Origin of the sequence: Sphingosinicella microcystinivorans (assembly GCF_027941835.1) — a bacterium.
Taxonomy (GTDB): Bacteria; Pseudomonadota; Alphaproteobacteria; order Sphingomonadales; family Sphingomonadaceae; genus Sphingosinicella.
This window is the reverse complement of sequence record NZ_CP116005.1, coordinates 245,024-262,364: the sequence shown is the minus strand read 5'-3', so window position 1 is coordinate 262,364 and position 17,341 is coordinate 245,024. Positions and strand designations below refer to the sequence as shown.

Here is a 17,341-nt window from a genome sequence, read left to right as displayed (position 1 = left end):
CTCCTTCCTTCGCTCACGCCGGATCAGAAGCGGTAATTGGCGCGCACGCCGACCGTGCGCGGCCGAAGCCGGGCATAGCGGCCGTCGAGAAACGCCTCGGGGTGGACATAGGTGATCGAGCTGTCGTCGAAGAGATTCTCGACATAGGCGGTGAGGTCGAGCCTTCCGAGCTTCGCACCCGCATAGAGGTTCACGTTGGTCCATGCCTCGGTGTAGTCATAGGTGGGGCTGACGGCATTGGGGTTGCCCGGCACGTTGGGGAACTGGTTCGGAAAGGACCCCGCGTGTGAGACGTTGACCGCTGCAAACGCGCTCTTGTCGCCTCCGATCGAGAAGTCGTAGCGCAGCGTGCTCGATCCCTGGAAACGCGGCGAGGCAAGACGGACACCGGGTTCCGCACCGGAAATCGCCGCTTCAATGGCCGACAATTCCGTCACCTTGGCCCTGTTGAATGAGCCGTTGAGCGCGAGGCTCAAGCCCTCGACCGGCCTTGCAACGATCTCGAATTCGAGGCCGTAGCTTTCTGCGCCGCCGATGTTGGTCGCGAACTGGATCGAATCCGACACGCGGTTCGCCTGAACCTGAATGTCCTGCCAGTCGATATAATAGGCCGCGAAGTTGGTGGTGAGATCGCCGCCCAGCCAGCGACCCTTGAGACCGACTTCGTAGTTGGTCACGCTATCCGACTTGGCGCCGTCCGGGATCACGATGTCGCTGGGATTGATCGTGCTGACGAGCCCGGCGCGCGCGTTGACGACCGGGGTGCGGAATCCCGTCGACACCGTCGCATAGGTGGTGAGTTCGGGCATCGGCCGCCACGAGACGCTGGCCTTGTAGGACACGCGGTCGTCCGAGACTTTCAATCCGGTGACCGGAGTGACCGGCGTAACCGTCAGCGGGAAATTGGAAATGCCGAGGAAGGCCAGCGTCAGATAGTTGCTGTTGTAGCCGCCGCCGCGGGTGAAGGACTGAACCTCGGTCCGGCCGTAGCGGAGACCGCCGGTGACCCAGAAATTGTCCGTGAAGTGTACGGATACCTCGCCGAACCCGGCAATCTCGGTCTGGTCGGTGTAGCTGTTGAAACGCTGGTAGTATTCGTCTGGCAGCCCGGTCAGGCCGCGCGCGTCCAGAAATTCCTGCGTGGAGCGATAGGCGAAATCCACCGTGCGCCGCTTGTCGTAATAGAAGAAGCCGGCGACCCAGTCGACCGGCCCCGAGGTGCGGGAAACCAGCCGCGTTTCCTGGACGAACAGGTCGTCGTAGCCGTAGGCGTCGAGCGCGAACGGAAACGCCTGCGCGAACGTCCCGGCGAGATCGACATAGAACGAGGCATCGTAATCCGACAGCGTCGTGGAACTGATAAGCTCGGCAAAATCGAACTCGTAATTGACCGTCACGTTGTAATTCGTGAGCTTGCCCTGAAACAGGTCGGGCCGGTCCGAACGGCGCACGAACTTGCCGAGGAGCGGGTTGGTGAGCGCCGAATCCGCCGGCTTGCTGTTCTCGTAGGACGCGAGCAGCTTCACCTTCATGCGATCGCTCGGCTGCATCAGCAGGATCGCGCGCCCGCCATAGGCTTCGAGACTGTTCGAATCCTTGACGCCGGTGCCGATGTTGTCGACCCAGCCGTCCTCGTTGCGATAATAGCCGGTGACGCGCAGACCCAGCTCGTCGGTCATGATCGGCAGGTTGATCATCGCGTTGTAGCGCTGACGCACGGAACTGGAGCCGGTGAGGCCGAGATCGACGCTGGCGGACGCCTGAAACTCGTCGAGATCGGGGCTGCGCGTCAGGATACGCATGGCGCCTGCGAGCGAATTCGATCCGAACAGCGTGCCCTGCGGTCCGCGCAGGAATTCCACGCGCTCGACGTCGTAGAGATTCGGATCGAGAATCGTCGAGTTGCCGTTCGCGGAAATCGGCAGCTCATCCACGTAGATGGCGACAGCGCTCTGCAGCCCGGCGCTGTAGCCGTTGGTGTTGATGCCGCGACTCGTGAAATTGTTGAAATTCTGCGTCGGGCGGTTGACGACGATGCCCGGCGTATTCTGGGCAATCCCCTCGTAACCGACAACGCCCAGCTCATCGAGCTCATCCTGCCCGAAGGCCGTGACGCTGAGCGGAACGTCCTGAAGCCGCTCGGTGCGGCGGGTGGCGGTGACGATGATGTCCTCGTCGCGTCGATCATCCCGCGCTGTTGTGCCCGCGGGCGCCGGGGCGCCGGTCGATTGGGCCATGGTGGTCACTGGTAGAGCAAAAAGGGCGACCGCCGAGACGGACGCAAAAAGTCCAGCCTTCATATGAACTCTCCCTCCCCGTCGGCGCTCGTTGGCGCCGACCTGGGACGAGTTTATCCGCCATACTCACGGACGAGTCAATATTCACTATGTAGAGTGTGAATGAAATGTGCTCGCGAGGAATGAAGGCCGCGCTGCGTCGGGATGCCCGTCGTGCCCGACCTGCCCGCTGCGACATTTCGACCATTCTTCAAGGCTGCTGAATCGTGGAATTGTAGTTGCCGCTACTGACCGGCAGGCGATCGGCTCCTAGGAAGGATTGCCAATGTTCAGGGCTGCGTGAGGTAACGGTTGATGGTCATGCGGGCTCATGCCGGCGAGGGGGACCAGTCCCCGATCGTGCCCTGGATCGAGTTCCGGGACCAGAGCGGCTGGGACGACGTGCTGCATCTCGGCCGCAAGGTGACATGGAACGCGCGCACCGTCATCCAGCGGCCCGAGGACGAGGTGGCGAGCATCTTCCTGCTGCGTTCGGGCATGATCAAGGTCGCGGCCGCGAGCGAGGCCGGGCTGCAGCGCACGCTGTGGCTGAGCGGGCCGGGCTCGACGCTTGGCGAGGCGGCGATGTTCGGCCGCCATCCCTACATGCACCACATCACCGCCATGGAGGACTGCGTCGCCTACGGGTTTACCCGGAAGGTGATCCTGGAGGAGCTGCTGCCGTCCCGTCCGGCGGTGAGCGCGGCGCTGCTCTCCAACCTTTCCGCCAAGTGCTACGTGATGTCGACGCAGGTCGAGGAGACCGCCTTCCTGGCGGTGCCGCAGCGGGTCGGCCGCTTCCTCTACGGCCTGTGCCTCGCGCGCAACTCGCGGCGGCTGCCGCTCTCGCACGCCGACATCGGCGACCTGCTCGGCCTCCACCGCGTGACCGTGAGCCGGACCGTGGGTGCGCTGAAGCGCGCCGGCCTGCTCGAGGAGAACACGCACGGGATCGTGGTGACCGACATCGACGCGCTCGCCGACTTCGTGACCGCAAACACGCCGCTGGACGCGCGGCCATAGGGAGAGATCAGGATGGACAGGCGCTACGTCCCGGAGCCGTACAAGATCAAGGTGGTCGAGCCGATCGCCGTCACCACCAGAGACGAGCGCGATCGCTTCATCGCCGAGGCCGGCTACAACACCTTCCTGCTGCGCTCGGACCAGTGCACGATCGACCTTTTGACCGACAGCGGCACCACGGCGATGAGCGACAACCAGTGGGCCGGGATGATGCTGGGCGACGAGGCTTATGCCGGCAGCCGCAACTTCCTGCACCTGCAGGAGGTCGTGCGCACGTATTACGGGTTCCGCCACATCGTGCCGACCCATCAGGGCCGCGGTGCCGAGAACCTCTTGTCGATGATCATGATAAAGCCGGGCGACTACGTGCCGGGCAACATGTACTTCACCACGACCCGCGCGCATCAGGAGCGCAACGGCGCAACCTTCGTCGACGTCATTGTCGACGAGGCGCATGACCCGCAGATCGAGCTGCCCTTCAAGGGCAATATCGACCTCGCCAAGCTGGAGCGCCTTATCGCCGAGGTCGGCGCCGGGCGCATCCCCTACCTGTGCCTCGCGGTCACGGTGAACCTCGCGGGCGGGCAGCCGGTCAGCATGGCCAACATGCGCGCCGTATACAGGCTGTGCGCCGCGCACGGTATCAAGGTGATGTACGACGCCACGCGCTGCATCGAGAACGCCTATTTCATCAAGATGCGCGAGGAGGGTTATGCGGAGGCCTCGATCGCCGCGATCCTCAAGGAGATGATGTCCTACGCCGACGGCTGCACAATGAGCGGCAAGAAGGACTGCCTGGTCAACATCGGCGGCTTCCTGTGCATGAACGACGACGATCTCTACCAGAAGGCGTCGGAGCTCGTGGTGCTGTTCGAGGGTATGCCGAGCTATGGCGGGCTCGCCGGCCGCGACATGGAGGCCATGGCGCGCGGTATCGTCGAATCGGTCGACTACAACTACGTCCACCACCGCGTGACGCAATGCCGCTACCTCGCCGACAGGCTGGACGAGGCCGGCATCCCGGTCGTCAAGCCGACCGGCGGGCACGCGGTCTTCATCGACGCGAAGGCCTTCCTGCCGCACATCCCGCAAGACCGCTTTCCCGCCCAGACGCTCGCCGCCGAGCTCTATGTCGAGGCCGGCGTACGCGCCATGGAGCGCGGCATCGTCTCGGCCGGCCGCAACCGCGAGACGGGCGACCACCACCGGCCGAAGCTGGAACTGGTGCGGCTCACCATCCCGCGGCGGGTCTACACCTACGCGCATCTCGACACGGTTGCCGAGGCTTGCATCGCGCTGCACCGCCGCCGCGATACGATCCGGGGCCTTGAGATGGTCTACGAGCCGAAGGTGCTGCGCTTCTTCACAGCACGGTTTCAGCCGCTCGCCGGGCCGACGAAGGTCAAGGCGCGGCCCACGGCGCAGCTCGTGGAGCTCGCGGGCTAGACGCGGGCGCCATTCCCGGCGGTCATTTGCATCCAAAGCCCCTGCGATGGTGCAATCATCGCAGCCCATGCCGCGCGCCGGCCTTCCATCTCGGGCAAAGGATGAAGGCCGGAATTGAAGAGCGGGAAAGTTCAAAATAAGGTGAAGCATGGTCCGGCCCTTGATTCGATGCTAGGGTGCCGGAAGGTGATCAGCATATGGAAACGCCCAGCAAGTAAAGTGTTAGTAATTGTGTCATGCGCGCTGGAACTCCGAATAGGCATCAGGGTACGGGCACCATCATCGTGATCGCCCGGGGCGTCGCCCTGTCGTTGAAGGTCGGCTTCGGTTTCGGGGGCGTGAAGCGGATTCCCTGTAATTCCAACTTGCAGATCATCGACTGATGGCAAGGTGCATCCCTTCCCCCGAGGTCGCGACGTCGGATTCGAAGGCGGAGCTGAAGCTTTTCGAGGCCTTGGGGAAGCAGCTCGACGACGACTACACGGTTCTGCATTCGGTCGCATGGATATCGAAGCCGGGCGGTTCGGGGCCGCGGGACGGAGAGACCGACCTCCTGATCTGCCATCCGCGCCGCGGCGTGCTCGTCGTCGAGGTGAAGGGCGGCCGGGTTTCGCTCGATTACAGCACGCGCGCATGGACCTCGACCGACAGGGACGGGACGGTCCATGACATCAGGAACCCCTTCGAGCAGGCGAGGACCGGCAAATATGGCATCCTCGAGAAGATCAGGGAAAATCCGGCTTGGCAGACGCTCCGCATCGGCCGCTTCAACCTCGGCCATGCCGTGTTCCTTCCCGACGTCGGCGACGGGGCGCGGCTGTGCGGACCGGATGCTCCGGCCGCGCTGATCGGCGACCGGGGCCACATGGAATCGCTGGCCGGGTGGGTCGAGCGGGTCTTCGCCTACTGGCGGGACGACGAGAAAGGCCGGATCGCGGAGATCGGCAGCCGGGGCGTCAATGCCATCATCCGCATCTTCGCCCGCGCGGCGACCACGCGCCCGCTCCTTTCCGCCCGGATCCAGGACGAGGAGGTGCGGCGGATCGAGCTCACCCGGCGCCAGGCGATGATCCTGGACATGTTGCGGCGGCAACGGCGGGTCATGATCTCCGGCGGCGCGGGAACCGGCAAGACCCTGATCGCGCGGGAGAAGGCGGTCAGGCTCGCCGACGAGGGGCTGCGCACGCTACTCGTCTGCTTCAACCGCGGGCTGGCGGATCACCTGCGCGAGCAGTGCGAGGGCATCGACGGCCTCGACGTCGCGACCTTCCACCAGGTCTGTCATCGCTGGGCGAGCCGGGCGCGCATGGAACTGGGGCGCGACGTCATGGCGGAAGCCGGGCGCGACCATCCCGGGGCGGACAAGTTCGAGCTGCAGATGCCGCTCGCGCTGGCCACTGCCGTGAACCTGCTGGGGCCGGCCTATGACGCGATCGTCGTCGACGAGGGTCAGGACTTCGGCGACGCGTTCTGGCTTCCGATCGAGATGCTGATCTTCCTCCGGTTGTGCGGACACTAGGGTTAGCCCGTCATGCGTTGCTCGGCCTGTTCGGGGGTGAGATACCCGAGCGCCGAGTGCATGCGATGCCGATTATAATAGCCTTCGATATATCCGAACAGAGCCTGCCGGGCTTCGACGTGCGTTGCCCAGCGGCATTGATGGACCAGTTCGACCTTCAGCGTATGAAAGAAGCTCTCCATCGGCGCGTTGTCGTAACAGTTTCCGGTGCGGCTCATCGACGCGGTCGCGCCGATCGCGGTGAGTTGATCGACATAAGCCCCGGCGGCATATTGCGATCCGCGATCGGAGTGATGCACGAGTCCGCGTGCTGGTCGCTGCCGTTGGGCGGCCATCATCAACGCAGCGAGCGTCAGTTCGGTGCGCATGTGATCCCGCATCGCCCAGCCCACGATCTTGCGCGTCGCCAGATCGAGCACGGCCGCCAGATACAGCCAGCCTTCGCCGGTCGGGATATAGCTGATATCGGCCAGCCACACGCGGTTCGGCGCCGTTGCTTCGAAGCGCTGCGCTAGCAGGTTCGGCGCGATCGGCAGGTAATGGCGGCTGTCGGTCGTCGAGGGCCGAAAGCGGCGACCGGCAAGCGCACGAATGCCGTGACGGCGCATCAGCCGCTCGACACGACCGCGGCTGCAGCCGCGCCCTTCCGCGCGCAGCGCGGCATGCATCCGGGGACTGCCGTATCGCCCGGAATGCCGCGCCTGGATCCGGCGGATATCGGCGAGCAACACGGCGTTCTCCGTCATGCGCATACTCGGCGGTCGATCGCGCCAATCGTAATAGCCGCTGCGCGACACACCGAGCATGCGGCACATGACGCTGACCGGCCAGGGGCCAGCATGGGCGCGGATGAACTGGAACTTCACCGTGGCATCTCCGCGCAAATGCCGACCGCTTTTTTAGAATGTCGCGCTCCATGCGCGTGCGATCGAGCTCGCGGCGTAGCCTGGCAATCTCCGACGCCTGATCCGCCGGCGACGCCATCGACGATGATAGCGGCTTCGCCGCAGGCACTGTCCCCTTGATCTCCAGTGCCCGTTGCCAGCGCCTCAACATCGTCGGCATGATACCCAACTCACGCGCAACGTCGGCCTGCATCCGACCGCTCGTCTCCCATAGCGTCACCGCCTCGCGCTTGAACTCGTCCGTGAAATATCGCTTCCCAACCTTTGCCATCTTACACCTCCTGGCTCCAATGAGCCCTTCATCGGTGTCCGCGCAACCGGGGGAAGATCAATGCTGCTCACCCGGCCCGACGAGGGGATGCTCTATGTCTTCCTCGACGAGAACCAGGACCTCTATCACCGGTCGGCGAGCATTCCCGTTCCGGGCGAACCGATGATCCTGGACCGCAACTGCCGGAACACCAGCGCCATCCATGACGCGGCCTACCGCCACTATCGCGGCACGGCCGTCGCGGCGCCGGAGATCGCGGGCGTCGAGGTCGGGACGATCCACGCCGGCGGGATCGAGCGGCAGGCGCGCGCCATCGGCTCGCTGCTGACGCGGCTGATCGTTGCGGAACGGATCGCTCCCCACGACATCGCAGTCCTGATCTGCAAGGGGGCGCTCAGAAGCGCCTATGAAACCGCGCTGGCGAGAGTCCCGATCCCCTCGGACTCCCGGCTCGGCTGGATCGAGGAATATGACCCCGGTGTCATCACCGTGGACACGGTGGCGCGCTTCAAGGGGCTCGAACGGCCCGTCATCATCCTTTGGGCGCTCGACGACTGCACGCCCGGGCGGGATCGGGAAACGCTCTACGTTGGCATGTCGCGCGCCAAGTCGGTCCTCTATATCTGCGCGACGCGCGAGGCCTGTAGCCGCGCGCTGTCGACGACGGGGTGAGGCGGAAGTGGCTCGAACCTAGAGTTCCGCAGGCTCCCCGTTCCGGCGCTCGACAGCTGGATGATCCCGGCGACGCTGCGCACGATGCGGGCGCGGCAATGTCGGCTGTCGCCCGGCCTGCAGGCACGATTTCCTTCATGTCCTGCAATTTTCGTCCATGCCATGAAAGTACGTGCATTCGGCAAATGGCCCTATGCGCTGTCTCGAACAACGAGATGCGTAGGCATATAGATTCGTCGGTGCTCTGCGGGTTGTTCTTCGGCGATCACCTGAATGGCCTTGATTGCGATTTCGGCGATCGGCTGATGCACCGTGGTCAACTGGGGCCAGACGAGTTGCGCCATATAGCTGTCGTCGAAGCCGGCGATCGCGACGTCGCCCGGAATGTTCAGGCCCAGATCGCGGGCGCAGGTGATGGCGCCTATCGCGGCTTCATCGTTGAATGCGAAGATCGCGTCAGGCCGTGCCTGCGGACCCGAAAGCAACGACAATGCGGCTTTCCGGCCGACTTCGGCAATCGTGCCATTCCAGTCAGGCCTTGCCATTGTGATGTCATCAGGGCCTGCGCCCAAACCCTTCAGTGTGTCGGTGAAGGCCGTTTCGCGTATCGCCGCCGAAGCGTGGCTTGAAGGGCCGGCAATCAGGCCGAAGCGTCTGCAACCGCGGTTCCACAAATGCCGTGCGAGCGATGCGACGCCCTGACTGTCATCTGCGAATATTGCCGTAGTGCGGTCGTCGTGCCTTCCGGGTGAAATGCAGACATAGCGGACCCCATCGCGATCCAAGGCCTCCAGCAGTGGCATGTCGTCACACACAGGCGGAATAAGCAGAAGCGCTTCACACCGCGTACTGCGCAGTCCGTATTCATAACGGTCCACGACCGTTGCCGCCCCGAAGTCATATTCCTCTACCACGAGGTGAAAACCGTGCTGGCGGCAGGCCCGGGCGGCGCCGCGAAAAATCTCTGCGCAATAGTGGGAGGACATGTTCGGCATGAACATGCCGATCAGGTAGGAACGCGAGGCCGCAAGCGATCGCGCGGCGAGGTTGACCACGTAGCCGGTCTCCAGGATGGCGGCTTCGACGCGGGCCTTGGTTGCGGGGCTTACATTTGCGTCGCGATTGATGACGCGCGACACGGTTTTCGGAGAGACCCGCGCGATTGCAGCCACGTGAGCAAGTGTCACGGGCGGTTTCGAGGGCGTTGGTGTCCCAAGGGGCATGGGGGAGAATCTAGCCGGAAAACATGTGCTTGGTCCATATGATGACAGCGCTGACAATTTGTGATTGACAGCGCTGTCATATATCTCGTAGCAATTGGATCAATAAAAACGGGATGGGAGGATCACATGAGGCTCGGACTGTGCGGTGCGGTCTTTCTCGTTACGCACGCAGCTGTGGCTGTGGCCGAAGGGCAGCCGCAACACGCCGGCGATCCCGACAGGCGCGCGGCGTCAGCCGAAGCTGCGCTCGTGGGCGAGGAGCGTGTCCGGCTTTTGAACGGCATCATGGCCTTGCCGTTCGACGGTACGCCGATCCCCGAGGGCGTGCCGTTCGGCGCCGGATATATCCGCGGAGTCGAGCGGCTGGGGATTCCGGCGCTGACCGAAACGGATGCGAGTCTTGGCGTCTCCTATGTCGGCGGCGCGCGAGGCGACGGCGCAACGGCGCTCCCCTCCGGCCTTGCGATGGGTTCGACATGGAACCCCGAACTCATGCGCGAAGGCGGCGCGCTCATCGCAGGGGAAGCCCATGCGAAGGGCTTCAACGTGCTTCTGGCCGGCGGGATCAACCTCGTCCGCGACCCGCGCGGTGGTCGCAATTTCGAGTATCTCGGCGAGGATCCGCTGCATTCGGGCCTGCTCGGCGGTGCGGCGGTCAAGGGCATCCAGTCCCGTCACGTCATATCGACAGTCAAGCATTTCGCGCTGAACCCGACCGAAACGGGGCGGCAGTTCCACAACGCGATCATCGAAGACGGCGCGTTCCGCATGAGCGATCTGCTCGCCTTCGAAATCGCGATCGAGCAAGGCGATCCGGGTTCGGTGATGTGCGCCTACAACAAGGTGAACGGCGCGCAGGCGTGCGGCAGCGACACGCTCCTGAACAAGGTCCTGAAGCGGGACTGGGGCTACAAGGGCTGGGTGATGTCCGATTGGGGCGCGGTCCGGGGAACGGATTTCGCTCTGGCCGGGCTCGATCAGCAGTCGGGCGCGCAACTCGATGCGTCGGTGTTTTTCGGCCAGCCGCTTCTGGATGCATCGCAGAAGGACAGGCGTTACCGCAGCAAGGTTGCGGATATGAACCGCCGCGTGCTCCGGTCGATCTATGCGGTCGGCGTCGATGCGAACCCTCCCGAGCGCGCACCGGTCGACTTCGCGAAAGGTGCGGCCGTCGCGCAAAGAATTGCCGAGCAGGGCATGGTCCTCCTGCAGAACCGCGACAATATCCTGCCGCTTGCCGCTTCGGCGAACCGCATTCTGGTGGTCGGCGGATATGCCGATGCCGGTGTGCTTTCCGGCGGGGGCTCCTCGCAGACGCAAGGAGAGGGCGGCCCGGTCGTGTCCTTGCCCGTTCAGGCCGAAGGCATGTTCGCGTCGATCATGGCGCAGAACTTTCACCGGTCCTCGCCCCTGAAGGCCATTCGCGCACGTGCGCCGAAGGCGGAGGTCGTATTCCGGGATGGCCGTTACGCGTCGGAGGCCGCGCTGGCCGCGAAGAGTGCGGACCTTGTCATCGTGTTCGCAACGCAGTGGATGACGGAAGGCTTCGATGTGCCCGACCTGTCCTTGCCGACCGGTCAGGACGAGGTCATTGCGGCGGTCGCCAGGGCGAATCCGAATACGGTGGTGGTGTTGCAGACAGGCGGCCCGGTCGCGATGCCGTGGCGCAGCGACGTCGCTGCAATTCTGGAGGCGTGGTATCCGGGTGCCCGGGGCGGAGAGGCCGTCGCTGCGGTGCTGTTCGGCGACGTCAACCCGTCCGGCCGTTTGCCGGTGACGTTTCCGGCCTCGGTCGCGCAGCTACCGCGCCCCGCGCTGCCGGGTGCCGATACCGTCGAGCCGGATTTCTCGGGGCACGGAAAGCCCGGCCAGACGCTCGACATCGACTATAACATCGAAGGCGCCGACGTCGGCTATCGCTGGTTCGCGCGCAAGGGCGAAAAGCCGCTTTTCCCGTTCGGTTTCGGTCTCAGCTATACGCGTTTCGAAAGATCCGCCCTCACCGTCACGGGCGGCAATGCGCCGGTCGCATCCTTCACGATACGGAACAGCGGTTCGCGCGCGGGCGCGGATATCGGGCAGGTGTACCTGATCGAAACGCCGCACGGAAAGACGCGTCGTCTGGTTGGCTTTTCCCGGGTCGACCTCCAACCGGGCGAAGCGCGAACCGCCGAGGTCCCGATCGACCCGCGGCTCCTCGCCGAATGGACGCCGAAGGGCTGGAAGATTTCCGCAGGGACCTATCGGTTCGCATTGGGTGCGTCGGCAGAAGATCTCCTCGAGGAGACCGCCGCGCAGCTGACGGAGCGCACTTGGAATTACGTCAGGTAAACACAAGCAGGGGAGGATGAACATGAAAGGAATTCTGTCGTCGGCAAGCGCAATGGCGACCGTTCTCGTGCTGTCCGCTGCAGCTCATGCCCAGGAGTCGTCGGCCGGCAGTGCGCGCGAAGTCGAATCGGACAGCGGCGGTTTCGGCGAGATCATCGTCACCGCGCAGAAGCGCGCCGAGAATCTCCAGAGCGTTCCGATCTCGGCCACCGTGGTCAGCAGCGACCAGCTTGCGTCGCGCCAGATCTTCGACCCGTCGCAGTTGCAGCTCGTCGCGCCGAGTCTTCAGGTGAAGAGCTTCAACGCGGCGATGGGCGCGTCCAACTTCTCGATCCGCGGCGTCGGTACGCTCAGCTTCTCGAACACCATCGAGTCCAGCGTCACCTCGGTGATCGACGGCGTCGTCATGGGGAGTCCCGTCCTCGGATTCATGAACTATCTCGACCTTGCCCAGATCGAGGTGCTCAACGGGCCGCAAGGGATGCTGTTCGGCAAAAACGCGTCGGCGGGCCTTGTCAACATCACGACGCGGCGTCCCGAGATCGGACGCTTCGAAGGCTCGCTTCTGGGTGAGGCGGCCTCGACCGCCTCGCCGGGACGCGGCCTTCTCTATCGTCTGCAGGGCGTCATCAACGTGCCCGTTTCGGAGAACGCGGCGCTCAGGATCAGCGGATCGCAAACGCATACCGATCCCATCATGAAGAATCTGGTGGATGTCCCGGGCAGCGATTACGGGCAGGACCAGACCAGTCTTCGTGCCAAGCTGCTCTGGGAGCCCACGCCCGAACTCAGCATCTTCATCGCCGGCGATTACGCTCACTCCAAGGGGGTCGGCTCGGGCGGCAGCGCGGATCGGATCGTTCGGCCGACGAGCCTGTTCGCCGCCGAGAACGCGGAACTCGGTATCGTGGCAGGGCCGAAAAACGCGTACTCGAGCTATGGTGCCCCGACCGTGGCGAGTTTCGATGTCGGCGGCCTGCAGGCGAATATCGACTACGAATTCGCGGGCGGCCACACGCTGACGAGCATAACCGCATGGCGGAAGTTCAAGGCGGACAATTTGTTCGATTCGGACAAGCACCGGGTCGACATTCTCGATACCAACCACCAGCTCACCGACGTCCGCCAGTTCACCGAGGAGCTGCGCCTCGCGTCGCCGACGGGCGGTTTCCTCGAATACCAGCTCGGCCTCTATTATTACTGGTCCGGCAGCGACAGCAGCATCACGGCGAGCGGAGCCTTCGGGGAAACCGAAGCGCCGCCCCCCGGATACGACGCCTGGCTCGGCATCATCTCGATCGGCGAGATGACGTCGAAGAGCTATGCCGGTTTCGGTCAGGCGACGCTCAACCTCACCGATCGGGCGCGGCTGACGTTCGGCGGGCGCTACACCTACGACAAGCTCAAACTGAATTCGATCAGTGATGACACCGGCTTCGTGTTCCCGCTGGGCGTGCCCGGCGAGCGGGCGCAATCGGTTTCCGAGGAGAATTTCTCCTGGCGTATAGGCGGCCAGTACGATGTCGCCGACGACGCCATGGTCTATGCCTCGGTTGCGCGCGGCTACAAGGGCCCCGGTTTCAACCTGTCCATCGATCCGAATGCGCCGCTGATCAAGCCGGAAATACCCACCTCGTATGAGGCGGGCCTCAAGTCCATGCTGCTGGATCGGCGCCTGATCTTCAACATTTCAGCCTACACCTCGAAGTTCAAGGATTTCCAGGCGCAGGCGTTCGACGCCGCATCCAACGGATATGTGCTTCTCAATGCCGGCGCGCTCAAATCCCGGGGCTTTGAAATCGAGGCCTCGGCGCTCCCGGCCGAGGGGTTGACCCTCAATCTCGGCGTCAGCTACGTCGACGCGTTTTTCTCCGACTTCCAGTTCGATCGCTGCTATCCGTTCCAGCCGGATTGCCGCGCGAACGGGACGACGGATTCGTCAGGAAACAATCTTCCGAACGTTCCCAAGTGGACGATCAGCTTCACCGGACGCTACGAGACGCCGGTGAGCGAGAACCTCGCCGTGTTCCTGCAGGGCGCGCTGTACAGCCGGACGAAATCGAACTTCAGCTCGACGGAGGATCCGAATACTGTGCTGCCGGGCTACTCGCAGCTCGACGCCAGCATCGGGCTCAAGCAGATCGACGACCGGTACAAGGTCACGCTGTTCTGTCGGAACTGTTTCGATGAACGTCAGCCGACCTTCATCAACTCGAACTCCCAGTCCCGCGGCGACTATTACCACATGTTCGGTCTGAACTCGTTCCGCACGATCGGGCTGTCGCTGGAAGGCCGCTTCTAGGATCATGGGGCGGGGGAGCCGGGTATGGTGAACCCCGCCCCGATACGCGCGGAGGTGGCGATGGCGTTTCGGTTGGTGGCGATGCTCGTCGTGATGCTGGCGGGGGCGGGATTCATCCCGCCGTCGCAGGCGGGTCCGCCGAAGGACGGAGTGCAGCCAAGGCTGATCGTCCTCATCTCCATAGACCAGTTTTCCGCCGATCTCTTCAACGGCTATCGCGACCAATTCCGTGGCGGGCTGAAAACGCTCGCGCACGGAATCGTCTATGCGAATGCCTTCCATACCCACGGCATAACCGAAACATGCGCGGGACATGCCGTGATCGCGACCGGCCGTCATCCCAATGCGACGGGCATCGTCGCGAACCAGTGGTTCGACCAGAAAGACTCGGTGGACCGGTACTGCACCGATGACGGCGTCCATGTCGCTGCCCGCACGATCCGCAAGTCGGGAACGGGGCCGGGCCTGCTGGAGGTTGCCACGCTGGGCGACTGGCTGAAGGCCGCGTCGCCTGCAAGCCGCGTCTATTCGGTTGCCGGAAAGGACCGGTCCGCGATCATGATGGGCGGCCATCAGCCGGACGGTGCCTTCTGGTTCGACGGGAAACAGGGATTCGACAGCTGGGGCACGAGCGTCGAGGCCGCGAGGCAGCGGCTCCGGTCATTGGAGAAGGTCAACGAAGCGGTCTTCCGCCGGATCGCCGGCCGCGAGATTCGGTGGCTCTATCATCGCAAGGCCTGCCGCACGCTGGAGGCGTCGTTTCCATTGGATGGCGGCGGCGTGTTCCATGCGCATCTGCCGCCCGATCCGCCCGCGCCGGTGTCAGGACGGCCGGAGGCGTCGGGACCGGCCCTGCCGCCGTGGTTCTACGACAGCGTTACGATTGATGCCGCGCTCAGCCTGATCGAAACGGAGCGGCTCGGCCGCGCGTCCGCAACGGACCTGCTGGCGGTCGGGCTTTCCGGCACCGACATGGTCGGACATGCCTATGGAACGCAGGGGCCGGAAATGTGCGACCATCTGGTCCGTCTGGATGAAGGGATCGGGCGGCTGCTCAGGCGGCTGGAAGCGCTGCGTATTCCCGTTGCCGTGGCGGTGACGGCGGATCACGGCGGCTCGGACATACCGGAACGCCTGAAGCGCCGCGGCTATACGGGGGCCGGCCGGATCGACGCCGCCGACCTGCTCGGCACGCTGAATGTCGCGGTTCGCGGGGCTGTCGGCGTGGACTGGAACACGTTGAAGCCGGCCTTCTTCGATCCGACCCAGCTCGTCATCGTGGACGCAGGCGGAAAGGCCCTTGGCGATGCGGCGCTCAAGCAGCGCATTGCCGATGCCGCTGCCCAGTATGCGCTGGACCATCCGGGGATCGCGGGCGCATGGACCGGGAAGCAGCTTCAGGGTCGCAAGCCGGACCCGCGCTTTCTCCCGGACCAGCTTTCGTTTGCCGATCGCATGGCATTGTCGTTCTACGCGCAGCGCAGCGGCGACGTTCTGCTGGCGACGGACCCGTTGAAGGTCCCGGCGCCGCCGTTTCCGGGGCTGTTCATGACCGGCCATTCCGGCCCCAGCGATTTCAATCGCCGGGTTCCCATCCTGCTCTGGCGGCCGGGCATCGCCCATCAGGAACGCGCCCTGCCGATCAGCGTGGTCGATCTCGCGCCGACGCTTGCCGCGCTGGCAGGGGTATCGCCGTCTGGCGATGTGGATGGACGCTGCATCGACATTGCGGAATTTGGCGTGAGATGTACGCCGCAGAGAGAAACAGTGGCTGCGGGCGAGGGAGACGGAAGGTGATGAAGACCGCCGGTATGTTTATCGTGGCCGCGCTCCTCGGCGCGGCGCAAGGCGCGGGTGCATCGACCCCGGCGCCGGTCCGCACACAGTCGGGGAGCGTTCAGGGTGTGCCTGAAGGGGACGTGCTCGCCTACAAGGGAATAGCGTTCGCAAAGCCTCCGGTCGGTGATCTGCGCTGGCGCACGCCGCAGGCCCCCGCACCGTGGAAGGGCGTGCGGCGTGCGGACCGATACGGGCCGGACTGTATGCAGATTCCCTATAAGGCCGATGCTGCCCCTCTCGGTGTGAAACCGTCGGAGGATTGTCTCTACCTGAATGTCTGGACACCGGCGGAGCCGTCTTCGGAAAAACGGCCCGTCATGGTCTGGATTTACGGCGGCGGGTTCGTGAACGGCGGCAGTTCGCCGCCCGTCTATGCCGGCACGAAGTTCGCGGAATCCGGCGTCGTCTTCGTCAGCTTCAATTACCGCCTCGGGCGCTTCGGCTTCTTCGCGCACCCGGCGCTGACGCGGGAGGCGAACGGCACGCCGCATGGCAACTACGCCATTCTCGACCAGATCGCGGCGCTTGAGTGGGTGAAGGCGAATATCGCGGCCTTCGGGGGCGATCCCGGTAATGTCACCATATTCGGCGAATCCGCGGGCGGCATGTCGGTCCATGCGCTTGCCACCACGCCGCTCGCCAAGGGGCTCTTCCACAAGGCCATCGTTCTTTCCGGCGGCGGGCGCGATCTCATGGGGCCGCTTCGCACGGCGGCGGAGGCGGAAGCAACGGGCCTCGAATTCGCGCGCGGGAAAGGCGTGACCGGAACCGATGGCGCTTCGCTGAAGGCACTCAGGGCGCTTCCGGCGGAGAGCGTCATGGACGGCCTCAACCTGATGAGCCTTTTCTCGACAACGAACTTCACCGCCTTGTTCGCGGACGGTGCAGTCGTTCGCAAGTCTGTCGACAAGGCTTACGAGAACGGAGACGGCGCCCCGATACCCATGATCATCGGCGCGAACAGCGCGGACGGATTTTTCTTCGGCGGTAGCATCGACGAGGCCTATGCGCCTCTCGGCCCCGTGCAGGCCGGTGCGGAAAAGGTCTACGATCCGGACGGCAAGCGCGACGCCATGCAAATCGGCGTCGCGGTTTCGGCGGACTTGCTGTTCCTTGAACCGGCGCGGCATGTGACGCGCATCATTTCGCGCAAGGGCCGGCCGGTCTATACGTACCGCTTCGGCTACGTGCCCGATTATCTGCGCGCTGCGCAGCCGGGCGCGTTCCACGCCTCGGAGCTTCCGTTCGTTTTCGATACGGTCGAGGCGCGTCACGGCGAGAAGACGTCCGAGGGCGACAGGGCCGCGGCCCGCCTGATCCACGACTATTGGGTTAATTTCGCGAAGAGCGGCATTCCGTCGTCGACCGGCGGAGGAGCATGGTCGCCTTACGATCCGGCTGCCGACAACATCATGATCTTCGATGAAGACGGCGCGCGACAGGAAGCGGACCCGATCCGCGCGCGGCTGGATTTCATCGAGGCTTTCGTGACGGGAGCATCGGGACGGTGATCTGGACACGTCTGTTCGCGGCT

General features: G+C 64.3%; 11 protein-coding genes. 8 read left to right on the top strand and 3 right to left on the bottom strand.

Annotated elements, in window-relative coordinates; all coding sequences use genetic code 11:
- Positions 1-23 precede the first annotated feature (23 nt).
- The gene (locus PE061_RS01075; RefSeq protein ID WP_271257397.1) at positions 24-2,237 is read right to left on the bottom strand and encodes a TonB-dependent receptor; all 2,214 of its coding nucleotides are present in this window, start codon (positions 2,235-2,237) and stop codon (positions 24-26) included.
- 354 nt (positions 2,238-2,591) lie between these two features.
- Between PE061_RS01075 and PE061_RS01070 the strand changes: the two genes are divergently transcribed.
- The 3 genes from PE061_RS01070 (at position 2,592) to PE061_RS01060 (ending at position 6,264) form a co-directional block, all read left to right on the top strand.
- Positions 2,592-3,299, top strand: a complete 708-nt coding sequence (locus PE061_RS01070; protein ID WP_271257396.1) for a Crp/Fnr family transcriptional regulator — start codon at positions 2,592-2,594, stop codon at positions 3,297-3,299.
- A gap of 12 nt (positions 3,300-3,311) precedes the next feature.
- A complete protein-coding gene (locus PE061_RS01065; RefSeq protein ID WP_271257395.1) occupies positions 3,312-4,745 on the top strand; it encodes a tyrosine phenol-lyase in 1,434 nt (477 codons plus the stop codon).
- A gap of 382 nt (positions 4,746-5,127) precedes the next feature.
- Entirely contained in the window at positions 5,128-6,264 is a 1,137-nt protein-coding gene (locus PE061_RS01060) for an NERD domain-containing protein (RefSeq protein ID WP_271257394.1), read from the top strand.
- Positions 6,265-6,266: 2 nt separating this feature from the next.
- Here PE061_RS01060 and PE061_RS01055 read toward each other — a convergent pair.
- Positions 6,267-7,440, bottom strand: a protein-coding gene (locus PE061_RS01055; RefSeq protein WP_420794306.1) for an IS3 family transposase whose coding sequence is annotated in 2 segments (ribosomal slippage) — positions 6,267-7,158 and positions 7,157-7,440 — 1,176 coding nt in all. Because the reading frame shifts where the segments join, the coding sequence is not laid out codon by codon here.
- Positions 7,441-7,500: 60 nt separating this feature from the next.
- Between PE061_RS01055 and PE061_RS01050 the strand changes: the two genes are divergently transcribed.
- The gene (locus PE061_RS01050; protein WP_271257393.1) at positions 7,501-8,112 is read left to right on the top strand and encodes an ATP-binding domain-containing protein; all 612 of its coding nucleotides are present in this window, start codon (positions 7,501-7,503) and stop codon (positions 8,110-8,112) included.
- Between the two features lie 191 nt (positions 8,113-8,303).
- Here the strand turns inward: PE061_RS01050 and PE061_RS01045 are convergent, their stop codons facing one another.
- A complete protein-coding gene (locus PE061_RS01045) occupies positions 8,304-9,284 on the bottom strand; it encodes a LacI family DNA-binding transcriptional regulator (RefSeq protein ID WP_271257392.1) in 981 nt (326 codons plus the stop codon).
- Positions 9,285-9,461: 177 nt separating this feature from the next.
- Here PE061_RS01045 and PE061_RS01040 point away from each other — a divergent pair, with 177 nt between their 5' ends.
- The 4 genes from PE061_RS01040 to PE061_RS01025 are packed head-to-tail and all read left to right on the top strand — an operon-like array spanning position 9,462 to position 17,318.
- Complete coding sequence (locus PE061_RS01040) at positions 9,462-11,666, top strand: beta-glucosidase family protein (RefSeq protein ID WP_271257391.1); 2,205 nt, start codon at positions 9,462-9,464, stop codon at positions 11,664-11,666.
- 22 nt (positions 11,667-11,688) lie between these two features.
- Positions 11,689-13,968: a TonB-dependent receptor gene (locus PE061_RS01035; protein WP_271257390.1), complete on the top strand. Its 2,280-nt coding sequence runs from the start codon at positions 11,689-11,691 to the stop codon at positions 13,966-13,968.
- A 24-nt stretch (positions 13,969-13,992) separates the two neighbouring features.
- Entirely contained in the window at positions 13,993-15,765 is a 1,773-nt protein-coding gene (locus PE061_RS01030; RefSeq protein ID WP_271257389.1) for an alkaline phosphatase family protein, read from the top strand.
- Positions 15,765-17,318 carry a carboxylesterase/lipase family protein gene (locus PE061_RS01025; protein ID WP_271257388.1) on the top strand — a complete coding sequence of 518 codons (1,554 nt, stop codon included), beginning with the start codon at positions 15,765-15,767 and terminating at the stop codon, positions 17,316-17,318. Before PE061_RS01030 ends, PE061_RS01025 begins: the two co-directional genes overlap by 1 nt.
- Positions 17,319-17,341: the final 23 nt, after the last annotated feature.